At 66.1% G+C, this 20,971-nt stretch carries 22 protein-coding genes and 1 pseudogene; 1 reads left to right on the forward strand and 22 read right to left on the reverse strand.

Going from position 1 to position 20,971, the window contains the following annotated elements; genetic code table 11:
- Window positions 1–111 (forward strand): annotated as a pseudogene (locus NFE57_RS15425) (IS630 family transposase); the annotation flags it as partial.
- A gap of 128 nt (window positions 112–239) precedes the next feature.
- Here NFE57_RS15425 and NFE57_RS15430 read toward each other — a convergent pair.
- From NFE57_RS15430 to NFE57_RS15535, 22 genes are all read right to left on the reverse strand, one after another.
- Window positions 240–485, reverse strand: a complete 246-nt coding sequence (locus tag NFE57_RS15430; protein WP_252136488.1) for a hypothetical protein — start codon at window positions 483–485, stop codon at window positions 240–242.
- Window positions 486–590: 105 nt separating this feature from the next.
- Window positions 591–1,340 carry a Crp/Fnr family transcriptional regulator gene (locus NFE57_RS15435; protein WP_252136489.1) on the reverse strand — a complete coding sequence of 250 codons (750 nt, stop codon included), beginning with the start codon at window positions 1,338–1,340 and terminating at the stop codon, window positions 591–593.
- 84 nt (window positions 1,341–1,424) lie between these two features.
- The gene (locus NFE57_RS15440; protein ID WP_252136490.1) at window positions 1,425–2,063 is read right to left on the reverse strand and encodes a cysteine hydrolase family protein; all 639 of its coding nucleotides are present in this window, start codon (window positions 2,061–2,063) and stop codon (window positions 1,425–1,427) included.
- A gap of 54 nt (window positions 2,064–2,117) precedes the next feature.
- The gene (locus NFE57_RS15445; RefSeq protein ID WP_252136491.1) at window positions 2,118–2,612 is read right to left on the reverse strand and encodes a DUF421 domain-containing protein; all 495 of its coding nucleotides are present in this window, start codon (window positions 2,610–2,612) and stop codon (window positions 2,118–2,120) included.
- Between the two features lie 61 nt (window positions 2,613–2,673).
- A complete protein-coding gene (locus NFE57_RS15450; RefSeq protein WP_252136492.1) occupies window positions 2,674–2,982 on the reverse strand; it encodes a cytochrome C oxidase subunit IV family protein in 309 nt (102 codons plus the stop codon).
- 1 nt (window position 2,983) lies between these two features.
- Window positions 2,984–3,604 carry a cytochrome c oxidase subunit 3 gene (locus tag NFE57_RS15455; RefSeq protein WP_252136493.1) on the reverse strand — a complete coding sequence of 207 codons (621 nt, stop codon included), beginning with the start codon at window positions 3,602–3,604 and terminating at the stop codon, window positions 2,984–2,986.
- On the reverse strand, window positions 3,601–5,262 hold the full coding sequence (gene ctaD, locus NFE57_RS15460) for a cytochrome c oxidase subunit I (protein WP_252136494.1): 1,662 nt from the start codon (window positions 5,260–5,262) through the stop codon (window positions 3,601–3,603). The genes NFE57_RS15455 and ctaD overlap by 4 nt, the downstream gene beginning before the upstream one ends.
- Window positions 5,259–6,206, reverse strand: coding sequence for a cytochrome c oxidase subunit II (gene coxB, locus NFE57_RS15465; protein ID WP_252136495.1), 948 nt, complete (start codon window positions 6,204–6,206; stop codon window positions 5,259–5,261). The genes ctaD and coxB overlap by 4 nt, the downstream gene beginning before the upstream one ends.
- On the reverse strand, window positions 6,200–6,973 hold the full coding sequence (locus NFE57_RS15470; RefSeq protein ID WP_252136496.1) for an SCO family protein: 774 nt from the start codon (window positions 6,971–6,973) through the stop codon (window positions 6,200–6,202). The genes coxB and NFE57_RS15470 overlap by 7 nt, the downstream gene beginning before the upstream one ends.
- Window positions 6,970–7,323, reverse strand: coding sequence for a hypothetical protein (locus NFE57_RS15475; RefSeq protein ID WP_252136497.1), 354 nt, complete (start codon window positions 7,321–7,323; stop codon window positions 6,970–6,972). The genes NFE57_RS15470 and NFE57_RS15475 overlap by 4 nt, the downstream gene beginning before the upstream one ends.
- Window positions 7,320–8,339 carry a hypothetical protein gene (locus tag NFE57_RS15480; RefSeq protein ID WP_252136498.1) on the reverse strand — a complete coding sequence of 340 codons (1,020 nt, stop codon included), beginning with the start codon at window positions 8,337–8,339 and terminating at the stop codon, window positions 7,320–7,322. The genes NFE57_RS15475 and NFE57_RS15480 overlap by 4 nt, the downstream gene beginning before the upstream one ends.
- The gene (locus NFE57_RS15485; RefSeq protein WP_252136499.1) at window positions 8,336–8,806 is read right to left on the reverse strand and encodes a c-type cytochrome; all 471 of its coding nucleotides are present in this window, start codon (window positions 8,804–8,806) and stop codon (window positions 8,336–8,338) included. Before NFE57_RS15485 ends, NFE57_RS15480 begins: the two co-directional genes overlap by 4 nt.
- The gene (locus NFE57_RS15490) at window positions 8,803–9,333 is read right to left on the reverse strand and encodes a DUF3341 domain-containing protein (protein WP_252136500.1); all 531 of its coding nucleotides are present in this window, start codon (window positions 9,331–9,333) and stop codon (window positions 8,803–8,805) included. Before NFE57_RS15490 ends, NFE57_RS15485 begins: the two co-directional genes overlap by 4 nt.
- Window positions 9,326–10,669 (reverse strand): NrfD/PsrC family molybdoenzyme membrane anchor subunit, encoded by a 1,344-nt coding sequence (gene nrfD, locus NFE57_RS15495; protein ID WP_252136501.1) that lies wholly within the window; start codon window positions 10,667–10,669, stop codon window positions 9,326–9,328. Before nrfD ends, NFE57_RS15490 begins: the two co-directional genes overlap by 8 nt.
- On the reverse strand, window positions 10,662–13,559 hold the full coding sequence (locus tag NFE57_RS15500; RefSeq protein WP_252136502.1) for a TAT-variant-translocated molybdopterin oxidoreductase: 2,898 nt from the start codon (window positions 13,557–13,559) through the stop codon (window positions 10,662–10,664). The genes nrfD and NFE57_RS15500 overlap by 8 nt, the downstream gene beginning before the upstream one ends.
- Window positions 13,538–14,200 carry a cytochrome c3 family protein gene (locus tag NFE57_RS15505; protein ID WP_252136503.1) on the reverse strand — a complete coding sequence of 221 codons (663 nt, stop codon included), beginning with the start codon at window positions 14,198–14,200 and terminating at the stop codon, window positions 13,538–13,540. Before NFE57_RS15505 ends, NFE57_RS15500 begins: the two co-directional genes overlap by 22 nt.
- A gap of 191 nt (window positions 14,201–14,391) precedes the next feature.
- Window positions 14,392–15,192 carry a glycoside hydrolase family protein gene (locus NFE57_RS15510; protein WP_252136504.1) on the reverse strand — a complete coding sequence of 267 codons (801 nt, stop codon included), beginning with the start codon at window positions 15,190–15,192 and terminating at the stop codon, window positions 14,392–14,394.
- A 77-nt stretch (window positions 15,193–15,269) separates the two neighbouring features.
- Window positions 15,270–16,052, reverse strand: a complete 783-nt coding sequence (locus tag NFE57_RS15515; RefSeq protein ID WP_252136533.1) for an SDR family NAD(P)-dependent oxidoreductase — start codon at window positions 16,050–16,052, stop codon at window positions 15,270–15,272.
- 50 nt (window positions 16,053–16,102) lie between these two features.
- On the reverse strand, window positions 16,103–17,746 hold the full coding sequence (locus NFE57_RS15520; RefSeq protein WP_252136505.1) for a GMC family oxidoreductase: 1,644 nt from the start codon (window positions 17,744–17,746) through the stop codon (window positions 16,103–16,105).
- The gene (locus tag NFE57_RS15525; protein WP_252136506.1) at window positions 17,743–18,339 is read right to left on the reverse strand and encodes a gluconate 2-dehydrogenase subunit 3 family protein; all 597 of its coding nucleotides are present in this window, start codon (window positions 18,337–18,339) and stop codon (window positions 17,743–17,745) included. Before NFE57_RS15525 ends, NFE57_RS15520 begins: the two co-directional genes overlap by 4 nt.
- Window positions 18,332–19,153, reverse strand: coding sequence for a hypothetical protein (locus NFE57_RS15530; RefSeq protein WP_252136507.1), 822 nt, complete (start codon window positions 19,151–19,153; stop codon window positions 18,332–18,334). The genes NFE57_RS15525 and NFE57_RS15530 overlap by 8 nt, the downstream gene beginning before the upstream one ends.
- A gap of 3 nt (window positions 19,154–19,156) precedes the next feature.
- Window positions 19,157–20,944 carry a thiamine pyrophosphate-requiring protein gene (locus tag NFE57_RS15535; protein ID WP_252136508.1) on the reverse strand — a complete coding sequence of 596 codons (1,788 nt, stop codon included), beginning with the start codon at window positions 20,942–20,944 and terminating at the stop codon, window positions 19,157–19,159.
- Window positions 20,945–20,971 lie beyond the last annotated feature (27 nt).

The following is a 20,971-nucleotide window of genomic DNA, read 5'->3' on the forward strand; positions in this document are numbered from 1 at the left end:
GCCGAACGATCCCACGAAACAACATGGCGACGCATCGGCACCTTGCTCGACGCCTTCCCGCCAGCAGAATGCCGCAACTATCTGCTCAACGCAGGATACGGGTCAGCATGAGGTCATCTGACTCTAGGCGTAATCGCCGATCATGTGACGCTCGATTCTTGTAATGCGCGCGGCGCGTTGTCGCGGGAAACCAGCGGCCGACGAGGATACCGCCCCTTCATGCGGGCGGGAAGCAACGGTCATCCGGAAAGGCGCGCGCTCGAAAACAATTGCGGATCGTAGCGCCAGACACGGCGCTCATAGGCGCGGGCCAGTTCGTGGTGGGCGGCCCGTGCCCAGATGTTGTCGCTGTCCAAGGCACGCGCGCGCTCCTCGTCGGCACGCTTCAGGGCATAGGCTATTTCGGGGCTGGTGGCGGTCGCAAATTCCGTCGGGACGTGGATAGCCTGCTTGACCATGAAAGGCTCTCCTTCGTCGATCAACATTGCCGATCCGGGAGCGTGGGCGAATAACAAGGATTAGATTGACGGAAATATTGTGATTGGAGCCTGATGGACGTCGGGTTCGGCCAGACAATTTCGTTGCACGCCCTATCCCAAGGCAGCCGTTGGGCTCGGCTTTTGCTGAGCGATATGACGGTGAAGGTAGGACGGGTTGAACATCCCCGCGCGCATCAGAGCTCGCCGATCAGGGATCGTCAGAATACGATTGTCGAGCACGATCAACCCTTCGCGGCGGAGTTCCTGGAGCGTTCGGTTGATGTGGACCGCCGTCATCCCGGTCACCTCGCCAAGGTCGATTTGGGTCAACGGCATCTCGCAGCGGTTCTTGTCGGTAAGGACGACCATCTCGAGCCGGGCGAAGATCTCACAGAAAAGATGGGCGACGCGTTCGCGCGCGGTGCGCTGGCCGAGGCTCACCGTCCATTCGCGCTGGATCGCCGCGACGACGAGGCTGTCGAGGCGCAACGCCCGGGCGAGCGAGGGCCGATCCCGGCACATCGTCTCCAGCGGCTCGCGCGGCATTTCGGCATAGGTCACCGGCGTCAGCGCCCCGATGGAATGATCCATTTCATCGAGCAGGAAGATGTCGTGATCGCACAGATCGCCCGGCAACAGCAACGAGACGATCTGGCGCCGGCCATCGGGCAGCGTCTTGTAGCGCGCCGCCCAGCCATCGATGATCAGGATGACGTGAGGCGCCGCATCGCCTTCGCGAATGATATCGCGCCGCGCCCGCGCGGTATGAATCGAATGCCGGCAGGCGTTGCCGATCGCATCGATATCCTCCTGTGACAGTGTCGCGAAGCGGTTGAGCTTCAAGGCAAGAATATTGTGCATCGAGAACCTCCGACGTTCACGAAACAACAGCGCAGCGACTGGCGTTCCTTCCGTTGGACTTGCCAATGGCAAGACGCGCCGTGTTCATAGGCGGTCACATATTACAGGGGCCGAGCACCGGCTTCGCACAATCCAGTCTGACAATTGCAGGTCGGTGGTCGGCGCGACCTCGGCATCCATCGTGCTCTTCATGATCGCCATCGCTCCTTCGGCTTGATCGGAATCGATTGCGACCACCGCGTCGCCGGGAACCCAGAGGGCATAGTCGCGCATATGCGCATCGGCCGCCGTGAACAGAATGCAGATTTCAGTCGCGATGCCGGTGAGGATCAGCCTGCGAACGCCCAGCTTGGGGAGAAGGACCGCGAGGTTGGTCGAATAGAATCCGGAGAATTGCGGCTTGATGATGAAGAAATCGTCATTTCTCGGCTCGATGACGCCGTCGGCGAGGCTCGGCCGTGCGCTTTCGATCAGTCGGGATTTTTCCGAATGCCACTGGCCGAAATTGTCGTTCACATAGATGGTCGGCACGTCGTGACGATCGGCTTGGTCGCGCATGTCGGCGAGCGTGCGCGCGACACGGGTCGCGGCACGTCGTGCATCTTCGCCGCCCGCGAAATCGAACGGATTGATCATGTCGATAATGATAAGGGCTGAGCGGTCACCGGGCTGATCGCTGTCGGGCGTCGGCGTTTTGCCGCTCTCGCTCTTCAGCATCGCCATCTCGTGCCGCCGAAACCGGATGCCGAGCGCGGCGCGCGCACTTCACAAAGGCGCTCAGTCATCCTGTTTGCTCCGGACGACGCTCACCTTGCCGCCGGCCTCGGCGGTCGCGAGCTCGACATCCGACGGATCGCCCGCCTGTTCCAGCCGGATCGCCTCGCGCAAATCCTCTTCGCTCAAATTGGCGCGCCGCATCGCGTCTTTATCGACCCGGCCTTCCTCGATGATCCGGATAGGCCGCTCCTTGACCAGCCAGGAAAGCCAGTTCCAGCGCAGCGTTGCGACGGCAACCAGCCGATGGACGATGACGAGCACCAGCGTCGCCGAAAGCGCGGGAAAGAACGCCGCCTTTCCCGTCATCACGCGGCTGATGCTCGATCCGACGATCAGCGCGACGATGATGTCGAGCGGCGAATAGTGCGCGAAGGTGCGACGGCCGGCGATGCGGATGCACAAGACGCCGAACGCGAACAGCAAGACGGCGCGCACGCAGAGCTGGAGCGTGTCGGCCCCCTCGTCCGGCCCGATAAGCTGGCGAAACGTCTCCATGAACAGCACAACGCGTCAAGCGGCCAAACGCTTCGTGCAAGCTACTCGTAGCCTGCCATTGTCACCTTGGCGTAGCTATGCCGGCATCGATCTGGACGTAGGGCGAACGGCTCCGCAGCCCGTAGTCGGCGGCGAGCAGGCCACCCAGCACCAGCAGCAGGACGGCGGCGATAACCGCGGCCAGCCGAACGAGCGCCGTCTCCTCGCGCATTTTCATGAAGATCCACAGGATCAGCGCCGCCTTGGCGATCGCGATGGCGAAATTGATAACCTGCCGCCACTCGCCGATCGGCAGGAAGCTCGACGCGATCGTCAGCGCTAGCAGCGCCAGCAGCGCGGCCCAGGTGAAGACGAGGCGACCGACGGGCATCTCAGCGGCTCAGGTAGAGGATCGGGAACAGGAACACCCAGACGATGTCGACGAGGTGCCAGTAGAGTCCGACATTGCCGATGCCGACCACGCTCGGCGGATCGTCGCCGCGCAAGCGCCACGCGCAGCCCGCGAGCAGCGCCACGCCGATAGTGACGTGGAGCGCGTGGAGCCCGGTGGCGACGAAATAGCCGTCCATGAACATCCGTGCGGCGGGGGTAGCGAAATCCTGTTTGGGACCGACTCCGGGCATCAATCCCTCGCCATATTCCTGGAGATATTCGCTCCCCTTAATGGCGAGGAAGACGAGGCCGAGCAGCGCTGCCGCCGTCAGCAACCATTTCGCCAGGCGGAGGCGATCGCCGGCGCGCGCGTCGTCACCAATCGCGACGAGCAAGCTGGAGGTCAGCAGCACCGCGGTGTTGACCGAGCCGGCGACGAGGTTGAGTCGCTGGCTGGTCGCTGCGAACGCCGCAGGCTCGAAGGTTCTCAGTGCGAACAGCCCCATCACCACCGCGCCGAACAGCATCGCCTCGCTCGCCAGGAATACCACCATGCCGAAGCGGTCGGCTTCGCGCTGGCGGGCGATGTCAGGGAAAGGTTCGTGGCGCGCCAGCGTCATGCCAGGCTCGAATCGTGGCTGAGCGGATAATCATAGGGCTCGCGGACGACGATCGGCGTTTCCTCGAAATTATGCTTAGGCGGCGGCGACGGCACGGTCCATTCGAGCCCGGTCGCATCCCAGGGATTGGCCGGGGCCGGTGCGCCGTGCCGGAACGAATAGAGGAAATAGATCAGCGGCAGGAGATAGCCGAGCCCTAGCAGGCCGGCGCCCACGGTCGAGATGTCGTGGAGCGCCTGAAATTCGGGCGGATAGACGTGGTAGCGGCGCGGCATGCCCATATAGCCGAGCAGGAATTGCGGGAAGAAGGTGACGTTGAAGCCGACGAAGATCAGCACCGCCGAAATTCGTCCCCACACCTCGTTGTACATGCGCCCGAACATCTTCGGCCACCAGAAATGCGCCGCCCCGAGGAACGCCGTCACCGCGCCGCCGACCATGATGTAATGGAAATGCGCGATGACGAAATAGGTGTCGTGAACGTGGACGTCGACCGCCAGCAGCGCGAGCATCAGTCCGGTCAGGCCGCCCATCACGAACAGGCCGATGAACCCCATTGCGAACAGGAACGGCGCGTTTAGCGCGATCGAGCCTTTGTAGAGCGTCGCGGTCCAGTTGTAGACCTTGATCGCCGAGGGGACGGCGACGATCAGCGACAGGAACGAGAAGATCGTGCTGGCGTACATGCTCTGGCCCGAGACGAACATGTGATGGCCCCAGACGAGGAAGCCGAGGAAGGCGATGGCCAGCGTCGAGTACGCAACGAACCAGTATCCGAACAGCTTCTTATGCGCCGCTGCGGGCACCAGTTCGGAGACGACGCCCATCGCCGGCAGCACCATGATGTACACCGCCGGATGGCTGTAGAACCAGAACAGATGCTGGAACAGCAACGGGTCGCCGCCCAGCGCGGGATCGAAGATGCCGAGCCCGAAAATGCGCTCGGCGGCGACGAGCAGCAGCGTGACGGTCAGCACCGGGGTCGCCAGCACGAGGATCAGCGCGGTGGCGTAATGCGTCCAGACGAACAGCGGCAGCCGCCCCCACGTCATTCCCGGCGCGCGCAGCTTGTGGATCGTGACGATGAAGTTGATGCCGGTCAGGATCGACGACCAGCCGGTGATGAACACAGCTGCGAGTGCGAGCACGACATTGCCGTTGGCATAGGTCGAGGACAATGGGGTGTAGAAGGTCCAGCCGGTATCGACCCCCCCGAACACCACCGCCGCGAGCGTGAACAGCCCGCCGAACACGAAGATATACCAGGAAGCGAGATTGAGGCGCGGGAAGGCGAGATCGTGCGCGCCGATCATCAACGGAATCAGGAAATTGCCGAACACGTTGGGGATCGACGGGATCAGGAAGAACCACACCATGACGATGCCGTGGATGGTGAAGGCGCGGTTATAGCCTTCGGCGGTGAGCAGGTCGCCCCGCGGCGTCAGCAACTCGAGCCGGATCAGCCCCGCCGCGACCGCGCCGATCGCGAAGAAGCAGGTGATCGTGATAAGATAGAGGATGCCGATCCTTTTGTGGTCGGTGGTCGTCAGCCACGCCTTGAGCGAGGTATCGCCGCCGAGATAGCTAGCCGCTTCGGCCTCGGTCTGGAGCGGCGCCGGCTTTTCGAGCGCGGCATCGTGCCGTCCGACGCGGCTCATCGGCTTTCCCCCGGCACCGATTTGAGCGAACGGATGTAGGCGACGAGCTGCATCGCTTCCTCCTCGCCGATCACCCCGCGATAGGTCGGCATGATGGGTTTGTAGCCGACGGTTTCCTGCGCGTTGGGATCGAGGATCGAATCGCGCAGATACTGGTCGTCGGCGATCACCCGCTGGCCGCTGGCGAGCGTCACCGTCGAGCCGTGGAGCCCGACGAGGCGCGGCGCCGATGCCGCGGCGTCGGGGCGGTGGCACGCGCCGCAGCCGAGCCGGCGGTAGAGGTCAGCCCCGGCGCTCGCCAGCGAGCCGCCGCTCGCCTGCGCCGCCAGCCAGCGGGCATAGGCGCCCGGCGGCAGGACGACGAAGGTGCCGCCCATCATCGCATGATCGAGCCCGCAGAACTGCGAGCAGAACAAATGATAGGTGCCGGGTCGGTCGGCGGTGAACCACAATTGGGTGTAGCGGCCAGGGAGCACGTCCTGCTTCAATCGCAGCGCGGGAATGTAGAGGCTGTGAATGACGTCCTGGCTCGTCATCGTCAGCTTGACCGGCTGGCCGGCGGGGATGTGGAGCGTGTCGATCTCGGCCTGACCCTCGGGATGCTGGAATTTCCACATCCATTGCTTGGCGACGACGCTGATCGACATCGCGTCGGCGGGCGGCTCATGGATCGTGAAGAACATCTTCGCCGAGACGATGAAGAAGCCGAGGATCAGCAGGAAGGGCAGAATCGTCCACGAGACTTCGAGCGCGACGTTGCGGTTGGGCGCGTGCTCGCGATTGACCTGCTTGCCGCGGCGATAGCGGACGCCGAAGGCGAACATCAGCACGATCACCGGCCCGGCCAGAAGCAGGATCAGCACGCTGAACGCGCCGATGAGCTGATCGACATGTGCGGCGTGTGCCCAGGCTTCGGGCAGGTTGAGGCCGAGCAGCTTCAGCATTCGCCCGCCCCCTCGCGTCGCCGGGTGAGCACAACGTAGAGCAGGATGGCGAGCACCGTGGCGATGCACGCGACGCGGATCAGCCAGGCGATCGCCACGCCGTAGCGCCCGGTTTCGGGATCGTAATGGTAGCACAGCAGGATCAGCTGGTGGAAGAAACCGCCGGTCTTGCCCACACGTGCGGCGCCGAGCGCGGCGGTGAGATCGGCGGGGTCGGGCGAAAGGCCGTAGAGCCAGCGGCTGAACCGGCCGTCGGGCGTCAGCACCGCGACCGCGGCGGCATGAGCATATTGGCCGATCCGCGGATCATAAGCGAAATGATAGCCGATCGGATCGGTGACCGCGTGGACTGTCGCGGTATCGGCGATCGTCGCGTGGATATGACCGGCGATTTCGGGATGGCGGCCGGCGAGCCGGTCAAGCGAGGCACGGGCGTCGGCGGCGCTTTCCTTCGGATCGATACCGAACGCGATCACCGCGGCGTCGCGCCCGCCGACGACGTGGCTGGCCTTCATCGCGTCGGCCAGCCCGTCGAGCGTCAGGCCGCACAGATTGGGGCAATCGTGGAGCACCGGGATGAGCAGGATCGGCTTGCCCGCGCTCATTCGGGCGAGCGTGGTGCGCAGGTCGTCCTGATCGATCACCGGTCTATCGAGCGGCACCTGCGCGCCGGGATGCTCGTCGATCCGCGCCTCCGCGAACGGATCGAACGGCGCGGCGGCGGTGGCGGCGACGAGCGTCATGAGGAGGAGAAGGAAGCGGATCATCGCGGCTGGTCCCAGCCGGCGGCGGCGGTTTCGCGCATCGCCTGTTCGATCGGAATGCCGCCGTCCTTGCCCGCGAGGCGCGCCCGGGCACGCGCCTCGACCGCGGTGCGATCGCCGCGCTCGTCCGTCTCCAGGCGCGGGCCTGCGGGAGCAACCGCGAGTTGCGAGGGCGGCTGACGGAGTGCGCCGAAATGCCACAGCAGGCCGGCGACGCCGAGCGCGACGATGATGACGATCGCCGCGACCGCGCCGATCGTGAGGCTCGCCGCCTTGGGCGAGACGTCGGCTTCTTCGTAGGTGCGATGATCGCCCTTTTTGGGCTTGCCCCGCTGAGTGCGGACGCGGGTCATGCCGGCCTCCGGGCGGCGACGCGGCGATCGAGCAGCAGGCAGTGCGCCGACCCGAACACCAGCCCGAGCGCGACGACGGCGAGCAGATAGAGCGCGACCGCACCGAGCCGTACCGGCCCGCCCTGCGGCAGCACCAGCCACGCCGCCTCGATCACCTTGCCCGCGATCATCGCCACCGCGATTCCGCTCAGCCAGCGCGCCGCATTGCGTGGACGCGTGAACAGCAGGATGACGAACGCCGCCGCCTCGATGATCGCCGCGATCGCATAGGCGATGCCCCAGCCGCCTTGCCCCCGCACCTTGTACCAGCCGACCACGTTGCCGAGGTCGCCCGACCAGATGATGAAATAGGAGGTGAAGGCGAGATAAAGCCAGGTGAGGATCAGCGTGATGGCGAGCGCGCCGAGCGCGGCGGTCCGTTCGGGCTGGCGGCGCAGCAGCAGCCACATCACCGCCATCCAGCCGACGGTGAACTGGATCGACATCGCATAGAGGCCGAACCCGGACGAATGAAACTCGGGGTCAAGCGACAGCAGCCAGTCGACCAGCACCATCGACATCATCGGCGCGAGGAAGATCAGCCCGACCGACGATATGGCCGCCGTCGAACCACGCCGCGTGACCAACGCCCACAGCGCGAGGCCCAATCCGGCGAACAGGATCACGGTACGCAGGACGAAGGGCAGTGGCGCGAGCCAGCTGCCCTTGAATCCTTCCGGCGCGGCGCTCACCCATGGGTAGAGCACGCTCATCCCGGCGAGCACCGGCAGCAGCGCCGCCGCGGCAATCGGCAGCGTCAGCGCGGCGGCTTCGAGCGTCGGCAGCGTGGCATGGCCCCAGCGCCCGCCGGTCAGGTGGATCATCATGATGAAGCCGAGCGCGCCGATCGGCACCCCGCTCCACAGGAACGCCGCAGCGAGCCAGCCGCGCAGCGCGTCGGCGGGCGCGACCGCGATCAGCAGTAGTGCGATCGCGGCGAGCGCCAAGCCGGCGACGAGAAGGCGCCGCGCGGTCACGACTGCGGCCCTGACCGCCGCAACGCCTCGACATAGGCGGCGATCGCCCAGCGATCGTGCGGCGGCACGCGGTCTTTGAAACCGTACATCACGCCGTAGCCGTCGGAGATCGTGGCGTAGATTCGCGTGCCGTCGAGCGCCTTCTGATCGGCGGCACGGAAATCGGCAGGGCGCGGGAAGCCGCGCGCGGGCACGGTGCCGTCGCCCGAGCCGTCGAGACCGTGACACATGCCGCAATAGATATCGTAGCGCCCGCGGCCGCGCTGGAGCAGCGCGAGGCTCATCGGCGGGCGGCGCGTCTCTGCCGCCCACTCAGCAGCGTCGCGCGGCACGGTGCCGGCGGGCGGGGTCTGCATCGCCTTGTCGTCGGCGAATAGCGGCCCGGCCCCATAGGCATCGTAGCGCGGCTGCTTGACCATGTTGTCGCAGCCGGCGAGCAGTAGGAGGAGAAGCAGCGCGCGTTTCATCGCGGCACCTCGTCGATCGTCGTCGCGCCCAGCCGTTCGAGCAGGGCGCGGACTTCCTTCAAGGCCTCTTGCTCATTGGTGGGAATGAACAGGAAGAAGCCGTCGCGCGTCGCGCGCTCGAAACGGTCGACGTAGAACAGCGGGTGGTGGTAACGCGGCAGGCCGCTGGTGGCGAATAGCCCGAAGATCATGAACGAGACCGAGAACAGCACGGTCAGCTCGAACCCGATCAGCGCGAACGCCTGTAGCGGGATGAGCGGCCGGCCACCGATATCGAGCGAATAATTAAGGTTGACGGCGATCTGCATCGCATAAGCCGCGACCAGCCCGACAATGCCACCGATCAGCCCGAGTCGGGGAATGCGCTTTTCGTGGAAACCCAGCGCGTCGGCGACCTCGTCGACCGGGAACGGCGTGAAGGCGTCGAGCCCTTTGGCGCCCGCCTCGCGCGCGCCGCGTGCTGCTGCGACCAGCGTCTCGGGCGTGCCGAACTCGCCGAGCAGGCCGAGCGGCGGCGCGTCAGCCATGCGCCGCCTCCTCGGCTTCCTCATGCTCCTCCTCCTTGATCTCGCTCGCCGAGATGACCGGCAGGAAACGGACGAACAGCAGGAAGGGAACAAGGAACACGCCGCCCATCCCGGCGAACACCGACCAGTCCCAGAAGGTCGGCGCGAAATGGCCGTAAGAGGAAACCATCCAGTCCTTGTAGAGCGAGGTTACGACCAGCATGAAGCGTTCCATCCACATGCCGATCGCAACCGACAGGCTGATCGCGAACAGGATCCACGGATTGCGCCGGAAGCGCCGCGACCACAGCAGCTGGATCGGCACGAAATTGAGGATCAGCGCGCCCCAATAGCTCCAGGCATATTGCCCGCCGAGCCGGTCGTGGAGCGTCGCCAGCTCCTGCCCGCCGGCATAGAGCGCATCGAAGATCTCGGAGAAATAGCCGTAGGCGGTCATCATGCCTGTGGCGAGCGTCGCCATGCCGAGCATGTCGAGATGGCGCGGGGTAACGAGCGACCGAAGTGGCAGCGCGGCGCGCATGCAGACCGCGATCATGCCGACCACCGCGAACCCGGAAAATGCCGCGCCGAGCACAAAATATGGCGGGAACACCGTGCTGTTCCATCCCGGTATCGGCCCTGCGGCGAACAGCAGCGAAATCTCCGAATGAACCGAAACGACTAGCGGCACCGCGATCGCCGCGGTGATCGCATAGGCCTGCCGCCAGCGCCCCCAATGATACGCCGAACCGCGCCAGCCGAGCGAGATGATCCCGAAGAACACCTGATAGCCGCGCGACTTCGCGCGGTCGCGCGCCGAAGCGAGATCGGGCAGGATGCCGATATACCAGAACATGAAGGAGACGATGAGATAGGTCAGCACCGCGAAGAAATCCCACGTCAGCGGGCTCTTGAACTGCGGCCAGACGGTCATCGAGTTGAAGTACGGCGCGATCCAGTAGAAATACCACGGCCGCCCGAGGTGGATGATCGGATAGAGCCCGGCGCAAATCACCGCGCACAAGGTCATCGCCTCGGCGAAGCGGTTGAGCGAATTGCGCCAGTTGCGGTTGGAGATAAGCAACAGCGCCGAGATCAGCGTGCCGGCATGGCCGATGCCGAGGAACCAGACGTAATTGATGATGGGGAAGCCCCAACTAACGGGAATGGTGTTGCCCCACACCGTGATGCCGTTCCCGAACACGACGGCGACCGAGACGAAGAACCAGATCAGCAGCGCCAGCGCGCCGGCGAAGCACAGCCACCAGCCGCGCGTCGCCGGAAATTCGAGCGGCAACTCGACGACTTCCTCGCCGACCTCGTCATATTCCTCGCACTCCGCCTTCTCGTCAGCCATCCTCGCGCTCCCCGATACGCGCGGCGTAGCTGGTGCGCGGCCGGGTGTTCGCTTCTTCGAGCAACGTGTAGTCGCGCGGGGAAGCCTTGCGCCTGACCACCTCGGCTTGCGGATCGGCGATGTCGCCGAAGCTGATCGCGCCTGTCGGGCAGACCTGCTGGCAGGCGGTCTTGACCGCGCCGTCGGCGATCTGGGTGCCCGCGATCTTGGCAGCGATCCGCGCGGCGGAAATGCGCTGGATGCAATAGGTGCATTTCTCCATCACGCCGCGCGCGCGGACGGTGACGTCGGGGTTGCGTTGCGCCTGGATACTCTCGGGCGCGTCGCGGGTGTAATCGTCCCAGTTGAAGCGGCGGACCTTGTAGGGGCAATAGGAAGCGCAGGTCCGCGTGCCGACGCAGCGATTGTAAACCTGGAGGTTGAGCCCTTCGGGACTATGCACCGAGGCGTTGACCGGGCAGCCCATCTCGCACGGCGCGTCCTCGCACTGCATGCATGGCACCGGCTGGACGTGGAGCAGCGGATCGCTCGGCGAGCCTTCGTAATAGCGATCGACGCGCAGCCAGTGCATCCGCCGACCGTTGCGCACCGCATCGCGCCCGACCATCGGAATGTTGTTCTCGGCGATGCACGCGGTGACGCACGCACCGCAGCCGGTGCACAGGTCGAGATCGATCGACATGCCCCAATTGGGACGGGTGAGTTGTTTCTTTTCCCAGAAGCTCTGCTTGGGCTCTTTGGCCCGCTTGGGCGCGGTGTCGATAATGTCGACGACGCGGACCAGATCCTCGCCGTCGATCAGATGATGCTCCTGCGCGGCGGCGAGCATTCGGCGCCTGCCGGTCGGGGCCAGCGTCACCGTGCGGCGACCGACCAGCGGCGCGACATCGAAGCCCGCACCCTTCGCCACCTCGCCGAAACGACGGCCATAGCCGCGGTGGATCAGGACGGTGTCGTCGGCTTGCCCCGGCATCGCCCAGGCGATGCCGGTGACTGCCGCGTCGCCGGCCACCAGCCGCACTTCATCCCCGCTATCGATGCCGCGTTCGACCGCGAGCGCCGGCGCGATGAGCACGGCATTGTCCCAGGTCAGCGTCGTCACCGGCTTCGGCGCTTCCTGCGCCCAGGGATTATTGGCGAGCCGTCCGTCCCACACGCCCGGATCGGGGCGGATGAGGAGTTCAAGATCCTCGGTTGGGGTGCGTGCCGCCGTGACGACGGGGCGCACCGTGGGCGTCGCGACAGGCGGCAGCGGAGGCTCGGGCGCGATGCCCTTGAGCAGCGCCCGGTCCCAATTGGGCTGGAGCGTGGCCCAGCGTTCCGCCCAGGTCTGTTGGACGAGCGCGTGGTCCGACGCGGCGAAATCACCGCCGATCGCCGCCAGCATCGCGTGGATCGGGCGGACGGCATAGAACGGACGCACCAACGGTTGCCCGATCACCGCCGTCCCATCGGCGGCGCGGCTGTCGCTCCAGCTTTCGAGGCCGTGCGCGAGCGGGGCGTGCCAGCCGCACGCGTCGCCGGTCTCGTCGCACCACAGCCCGGCGTGCAGGCTGAATTCAACCTTGGCGAGGGCGCGTGCGAAAACACTTCCTTGCGCCGCGGCATACACCGGGTTGGAATCCAAGACCGCGAGCGTCGAGACGCGGTTGGCCGCCATGTCCGCGACCAGCGCGTCGAGCGTGCGCTCGGGCGGCGGCGTCGGCCGAAGCGGCTCGGAAAAGCGCGTCGTCGTGGGAAGGTTGCCGAGCCGCGCGTCAATCGCCCAGCCGAGCGCTTGCGTGTCGGGCGGCTGCTCGTCGCCCACCAGCACCAGGCCGCGCCCTTTCGATGCGGCCAGCGACTTGGCCGCGCGCTCGATCCACTGCGCCTCCCGGTCGGTGAGCGCGGCGGCCTCGTTGCCAACCCCGAACACCCGCGCGAGCGCCGCAACCAGCGCAGGGATGCGCGATGGCGCAGCGATCAGCCGGTCGAGCGAGCGGCCGCCGCTCAGCGTCGGCGAGGGCTCGGCGACCATCCAGTCGGCGCGGCCGGCGCCCTGCTGGAAAGCGCGGCGGCGCGCCGACCAGGCGAGGCTGTTAAGCGTCTGGCGCGGCCCCGGCCCGAGCGGATCGGCGTCGAACAGCACCACCGCCTCGGCACGGTCGAGCAGCGGCGTCGCATCGAGCGCGCGGCCGAAGGCGAGCGTGGTCGCGATATGCATCCCTCCATCGTCGACCGGCTCGAACACGTGCCAGCGCGCCTGCGGCCAGCGCGCGAGCAGCGCCTCGATCTGACGTAACAATGTGGGGGAGGTGACGGCGCAGGTCAGCAGCCGGAAGCCCTTTCCCTGCGTCGCGTCGAGCATTGCCGCGCGACCGGCGAGCGCGGTATCGAGCCGCGGCCAGTCGACCGGCGTCCCCTTCTCGCGCGGTGCCTGCGAGCGTTCGGGATCGTAGAGGTCGAGCAATTGTGCTTGGGTGAAGGGATCGGTCGCGCCGCGGCTGGCGGGATGATCGGGATTGCCCTCCAGCTTGGTCGGGCGGCCGACATTGGTGGTGCCGATCACCGGCTGCGCGATGCCGGCGAACGGCACCATCGTGGCGTAGAATTGCGGGCGGCCGGGGATCAAATGCTCGGGGTCCTCGACATAGGGCATCGCGCGGTCGTCGGGGTCCGCCTCGCAGCCGGCCAGCCCGGCCAGCGCCAGCGACGCGCCGAACGCGCGCAGCACGCCGCGCCGGTTCCAGTCGAACGACGCGAGCGCGGGAAATTCCTGCGCCAGCGCCGCGCGGAAATCAGGTGTGTCGGCCAACTCGTCCAGCCCGCGCCAGAAGCGCCGGCCGCCTTGCCCGCGGAGCGCTGCGAGCGCTTCTTTCCAGCGCGCGCTCATCGGTGACAGATGTCGCATTTATCGAGCCGGTTCGGATCGAGGTGATAGCGTTTCGCTGCCGCCAGCGCGAAGCGGCGGTGGGTCGCATCGTCCCACACGAGCGGCGTCATTCGCGTCACCTGATCCCTTGGGCCAACCCTACTCGCCGGATTGCGGTGGCAATCGAGGCAGAAGCGCATCTCGAACGGGTGCGCGCGCGCGAGCAGTGGCATGGTGTCGACGCGGCCGTGGCATTCGACGCACGCGACCCCGCGCGCGATGTGGATTGAATGGTTGAAATAGACATAGTCGGGAAGCTTGGCGACGCGATTCCACTGCAACGGCTCGCCGCTGGCGAGGCTTTGCCGCACGGGTGCGAGCATCTCGGCGCCCGTCCAGATCTGCGAATGGCAAGTCATGCAGACATGCGTCGAGGGAAAGTCGGCGTGCGCGCTGGTCTCGACCGTCGCGTGGCAGAAGCGGCAGTCCAGCCCCAGCCCGGCGACGTGATGCTTGTGGCTGAACGGCACCGGCTGCTCAACGCCCCAGCCGACCCTGCTCTGGAAATTCGACCAGCCGGCGGTCGGGCCGAGCAGCACCAGCGCAACCCCGCCGACGATGACGGCGATCATGATGAGGCGCGCATAGGTATCCGCCGACGGTCGGAAGATCTGGGCCATCAATCGTCGGGATCGGATCGGCTCGTTGGAAACCGGGGGCGGCCGTTCCAGACATCCAGCGACGCAGCAACGAGCCAGACGCTCATTTTCATCCTCCCTTTCGAAGACCGAACGCGTCGCACCCGCAATCGGTCCAATCGGTATTGAGAGGCTATTGTTGTCTTCGGCTATTCCTCGTCATGTGCCATGTCTCAGGATTGCGATCGGTGGAGGCGGGCGCGCTTCAACGATCGGTCATTGTGCGTGAAGTAGAGCCACAGCTCGCCCTCTGATGCAACGACGGAAGCCGCGAACGCTACTCTGTGGCCACCGGGGCCGGCGCTCGTTGGCGCTTCGATAAGGGCTTCGTGGCAGCGTTCGAGCTGGTGTGAGAGTGTGTCGTCTAACTGCACCCATCCGATCTGCCAGACAGCATCCTCGTTCGCGCCGTTGTAGAACATGATCGGGCCGCCGGGCTCGTCGATCAGGATCGGGCCGGTGGAAAGATGCCAGCCGTCCCAATCGCCGGGGCGCGACGCCAGCGGGTCCGGTCGTTCTGCCCAGGGGCCTGAAGGGCCATCGGCTTCGGCCCGGCCGATATGTGAATGGCCCTTGCAGCTATATTCGAACAGCAGGAGCCAGCCTGCTCCCCGTCGCTCCACGGTCGCTTCCTTGGTATTGTGGTCTCTAGGCGTCGACGGATGCGCGACGCCGCGCTTTTCGAGCGATCGGATATCCGGCCCCTGCGCCCACAAGAGCTGCGCGACGCCATCGCTCCGCACGCCGGTATAATAGACGAGGCAACCGTCATCGACATGGACGACGGTTGGATCTTCGCAGCCTTTGGTGTCGAAATCCTGCGGCCCAGGCAGGAGCAAAGGCTGCTCGTCGGCGGTGAAGTCCAGACCGTCTCCCTGCGCCAGCCACAGAGAACCCGTTGTGGGCGCATCATCGTCGACCACGCGAAACAGCATCCGGAACCTGTCGGCGTCCTTCCAGACATAGGGGCTCATCAGCTGCTTCCGGACAAGGTCGGCCTTTCCTCGAAGCCGGATATCCTCGATTCCGGCGACGTCGAAGCCAGCCCCGGTCAAGCGCCGAGCGCCAGCATCTTGGACAGGCCGCCATCGATCGTCAGTGTCGACGCCGTGAAATAGGCGCCGGCAGAAGAGGCGAGGAACACCGCCGCCGCGGCAATCTCCTCCGGCTGGCCTGCGCGTTTGAGAGGGATGAACTCCGTCTTGATCTTGCGGACGATCCAGTGATCCTTCGCCGCCTGGTTCATCGGGGTCAGGATCATGCCGGGGGCGATCGCGTTGACGGTGATGCCGTCGCCCGCGACCTCTAGCGCCAGCGTTTCGGTGAAGTTCTTCTGGCCTCCCTTCGCCGCCATGTAATCCGCGCCGCCCACGCGCATGACCTCGGCATGGATCGAGGTGATGTTGATGATCGCGCCGCCCTTCTTGTCCCGCCGGAGGTCGCGCACAAAGCGGCGGCAGGTGAGGAACGTGCCGCTGAGGTCGGTCAGGATCATATCCTGCCATTGACGGAGCTCCATGTCGGCGACCTCGGTGCCGGACATGTTGAGTCCGGCCGAATTCACCAGAATATCCGGCGGGCCCAGCGTTTCGGCGACCCGATCGAAGCATGTTTCCACGGCGGCCTCTTCGCGGACATCGCTGCGCAGCGCGATAACTTCGCAGCCCTTTTGCCGGATATCGTCGGCCGTCCTCGCCGCGCTTTCTTCATCGTCGAGATAGGTGATCGCGACATCGGCGCCGGCGTCGGCAAGCGCCCTGGCGCAGGCCGCTCCGATCCCCGAATCCCCGCCGGTCACCAAGGCGGTCCTCCCTGTCAGAACACCTTCAAACATGATGCGAAAGCGAATCACCCCGAAGTTGGTTCCTCCCCGGAAATGACCGCCTAAAGATCGCCGCGCGCGCCGAGCGCCTTGATGCGGTCGCCGGTGCGGCAGGCGATCGCCTGGATGGTCAGCGACGGATTGACCCCGCCGACGGTCGGGAACACCGATCCGTCGCAAACCCACAGATTGGGGATGTCCCAGCTTCGGCAATCGGCATCGACGACGCTGGTCGCCGGATCGTCACCCATTCGCGCGGTGCCGTTCAAGTGGCAGGTGTCCTCCATCTCCTTCCAACGCTCGGTAGCGCCGGTCGCCGCTAGGCTACGGTCCATGAAATCGACCGCATGGACGATCATCGCTTTCTCGTTCTCGCGATAGGAGAAGGTGATGCGCGGGATGCGCAGGCCGTATTGATCGGTTTCGTCGGCCAGCGTCACGCGGTTGCGCTCGTCGGGCAATACCTCGCCGACCATCTTGAGGCCGACCGAATGGTTGCTGCGCGCCATCTCGTCGATCAGCGCCTGCCCCCACAGCCCGCGCCCGCCAGCCAGCGTCTTGGCCCAGGTGATCGGCAGCGGCCCCTGGCTCATGTAGCACCAGCCGCCGAAATAGTCCTTGCCGGCATCCTCGTAATTCCAGTGTTCGGAGATCGCGAGGCTGGGCGGCCCCTTGTAGGAGCGCACCTCGTCCTCGACCTGCCCCCAGGCGGCCTGGTTGAGCTGAACCATCAGATTCTTGCCGACCAGCCCCGAGGAATTGGCGAGCCCGTCGGGGAATTCGTCATTGGCGGAGTTGAGCAGCAGCCGCGGCGTCTCGATCGCATAGCCGGCGACGACGACGTTCCTCGCCTTCTGGAAGCGCCATTCGCCCCCGCGCCGGTAATGCACGCCGGTGGCGCGGCCGTTCCGCGTCTCGATCCGTCCGACCATCGCGAGATCGCGGATTTCGGCCCCCGCCTTCAGCGCACGCGGCAACCATGTGACGAGCGCCGATTGCTTGGCGTTGGTCGAGCAGCCGGTAACGCAGAAGCCGCGATAGACGCATGGATGCGCGCGCCCACGCGGCGCCGACAGGGTGGCGATCGGCGTCTCGGTCCATTGGATGCCGAGCGCCTCGGCGCCACGCGCGAGATAGTCGGCCGAAGCACTCAGCGGGTGCGCGCGATAGGGATAACGCGGCCGCCTGGGTCCCCACGGATAGGTGAGCGGTCCCGCTATGCACAGCGCGCGCTCGACCTCACCGTAATAGCGCCACATCTCGCGCCAATCGACTGGCCAGTCGGCGCCATAGCCGAGCTTGGTGCGCGCCTTGAACCATTTGGGGCGGAAGCGCAGCGACACCATCGCGAAATGCACCGTCGAGCCGCCGACCGACTTGCCCGAATTGTTGCCGCCCATCTTGAGCGGCGTGTCGCCGTCGACGATCCGCTCGTCGGTCCAGTAGAGCTTTTCCTGATGGGTTTCGTCGGAGGCGAAATCCTCCAGCGGCCGCCAATACGGCCCGGCGTCCATCGCCACCACCGAGAAACCGGCTTCGGCGAGCTTGCAGGCGAGCGTGCCGCCTCCCGCGCCGGTGCCGACGATGACGAAATCGACCGCCTCGCTTTCGGGATAGCATTGCATCGGCACCCACCCGCCGGGCGCAAATACGTCGGGCGCGCGGCCGGCGACGGCGCGCGGCGAATGCTGCGGATCACCGCTCATGCCGGCGCTTCCCTAGCTTCCCAGGGATCGCGGCGATTGGCCCGGAGGCGAACGTAGCCGCGCGGGCTTGCCGGCCCGCCGAAGCCCATCGCGCTCCACGCGGAGGGGTGGGCGTAATAGGCCGAGACGATGTCGGGGATCAGCCGCCAGTTCCAGAACAGTTCCGGCGGCAGATCGGCCCAGACCTCGGCCTGCGTCTCGCCCCGCTCGATCGCGCGGAGCACCGCATCGGCCTGCACGCCGCCGAGCAAGGTGAAGGCGCGGCCGAACGTCGCGCAAGCTTCGGCATCGATCGCGTCGAGCCCCCGCTGCCACGCTTCGCGGACCGGTGGCAGTCGATGATGGCGGAACCCCTCCGAGCTGTTCTTCATGATCTTGTGGAGCACCAGCGCGGCGGCATTGACCGGCTGGCGGTCGGCCGGTTGTGGCACGATACGATCGACCACGCAGCGCAGCGTGGCGCGTTGCTCGGGCGTCAGGACGTCGGACTCGGCGGTCGCGATCCGTTCGTCGATCGCCTTGCGCGTCTGCGGGTTCCAGCTCGGCGTGTCGCGCTTGGCGAGCACGTCGTAATCGGGAAAGCGGTCAGCCATGCCGCCGCCGCATCAGGATCAGCGCTCCCAGCCCGGCAAGGGCAAGCCCGGTGAAGGCGGGCGGCGCCGGGATCGGCGGCCCGGCGAGGATGTTCTGCCGCCAGTTCCGCCAGCCGCCCATGTTGCGAGACACGCCGTAAACGTGAAAGCCGACACCGATCAGTCCGAGCGCGGCGGTGGTGCCGAGCAGGATTGTCGTCGCCCGGCGCGGATGATCCTCGACCACGTCACGTAGTAGCGATGCCGCAGCGATCGGTGGGACAGTGACCGGCAGCCACATAAACGGATCGTGATAGGCGCCGCGGACGTGCAGCAGCGCCGCCTCGCCGGCCGATCCCAGGATGCCGGTGCCCGCGACCGCGCCGATCGCCCGGCCCGATGCGAGCACGACGGGGCCGACATGGTCCTTGCCCTCGGCCAGCGCATTGGCGGCCTTGCCCAGCAGGCCTGCCAGTATCAGCGCGGCCGGCGCGCCGGCGGGGGCGCCGTAGAACAGGTTGGTGAAGGTCGCGCCGCCGGGCCGTTTGAGGACGTTGTAGGCGTGGAAACCCAGCCCGACCGCCCCGATCGTCACCGCGCCGGCATGGCCGATCGCCGGGACCGTCGAGCCGCCGCCGTCAGGTCGCTGCGCCTTTCGGCCGTTGACCGCGATCCCGAGCGCCGAGGACGCGAGCGGCAACACCATCGTCGGATTGGCGAACGAGCCGCGATAATGCTCCATGCCGCTGTCGGTCAGCACCGACGAGGCGAGGACCGTCGCGCCGCCGGCGATCAGGCGGATCGCCAGGGTGTCGCCGGGTACGGCTTCGGTCATGGCTCAGTCGCCGTCTCCGAAGATGTGCGCCAGCACCTGCTTGGCGCTGCCCTTGATGACGCCTTCCTCATCGGGATCGCCCTTGGCGAGCATCGAGGTGAACTTGCGCGCCTGATCGAGCGTGATGTGCGGCGGCAGCGGCGGCACCTCGGGATCGGTCTTGACCTCGAACACCACCGGCCGATCGGCTGCGAGCGTCTCGTCCCATGCCGACGCCAGCCGGTCAGGATCGTCGACGAAGATGCCCTTCAACCCGATCAGCTCGGCGAACTTGTGATAGGGCACGTCGGGAATCTGCTGCGTCGCCACGAATCGCGGATTGCCCTCCATCACGCGCTGTTCCCAGGTTACCTGATTAAGATCCTGATTGTTGAGCACCATAACGATGAAGCGCGGATCGCGCCACTTCCGCCAATATTTCGAAACGGTGATCAGCTCGGCCATGTTATTCATCTGCATCGCGCCGTCGCCGACCGTGGCGATCACCGGGCGGTCAGGAAAAGCGAACTTGGCGGCGATCGCATAAGGCACGCCCGCCCCCATCGAGGCGAGCCCACCCGACAGCGAGCACATCATGCCGCGCCGGATATAGAGATCGCGCGCATACCAATTGGCGCAACTCCCCGAATCGCTGGTGATGATGCAATTGTCGGGCAATTTGGGGCTCAATTCGGTGAACACGCGCTGCGGGTTGACCGGATCGGCCTCGACCATCGCGCGGTCCTTGAGCGTTTCCTGCCACTTCTGTTTCCAGCCGGCGACGGTGTCGCGCCAGTCATTGTCTTTCTTCTGTTCGAGCAGCGGCAGCAACGCGTCGAGCGTCAGCGCGACATCGCCGGTGAGGTTGACCTCCATCGGATAGCGGATCGACAGCATGCCGGGATCGAGATCGACCTGAACGCCGCGCGCCTTGCCTTCCTTGGGCAGGAACTCCGAATAGGGGAAGCCCGATCCGAGCATCAGCAAGGTATCGCATTCCATCATCAGGTCGTAACTCGGCTTGGTGCCGAGCATCCCGATCGAGCCGGTCACCCAGGGCAGATCGTCGGGCAGCACCTGCTTGCCGAGCAGCGCCTTGGCGCAGCCGGCGCCGAGCCTGTCGGCGACCGCGATGACCTGATCGACCGCGTGCCTGGCGCCGGCGCCGACCAGCATCGCGACCTTCTTGCCCGAATTGAGCACGTCGGCCGCGCGCCTCAGATCGTCGTCGGTCGGCACCACCTCGGGCGCCGACCAGCCGATCCCGGAGAACACCGAACCGTGCTTGCGCGGCGGCTGCTCCATCGGCAGATCCTGAAGATCGTTGGGGAAGATCAGCGCGGTGACGCGGCGATGCCCCAGCGCGATGCGCACCGCGCGATCGGTGAGGTGGCGGACCTGCGCGGGAACCGCGGCATAGCCGGTGAACGCGCCGGCGACGTCCTTGAACATCGCGCCGAGATCGAGCTCCTGCTGGTAATGCGCACCGATCGCGGTGCGCGCCTGCTGGCCGGCGATCGCCAGCACCGGCATGTGATCGAGCCGCGCGTCATACAGCCCGGTCAGCAGGTGTGCCGCACCCGGCCCCGAGGTCGCCATGCAGACGCCCAGCTCGCCAGTGAACTTGGCGTGCGCCGAGGCCATGAACGCGGCCATTTCCTCGTGGCGTACCTGAACGAACTCGAACTTGTCGCCGGCGCGATCGAGCGCTCCGAGCAAACCGTTGATGCCATCACCGGGATAGCCGAAAATCCGGCGCACGCCCCATTGATGTAAGCGTTCCCAGAAAAAATCGCCGACGGTCTGCGCCATGACGTGCGCCTCCTTGTCCGATGCGTT

The sequence above is a fragment of the Hephaestia sp. MAHUQ-44 genome, assembly GCF_023806085.1.
GTDB lineage: Bacteria > Pseudomonadota > Alphaproteobacteria > Sphingomonadales > Sphingomonadaceae > Sphingomonas.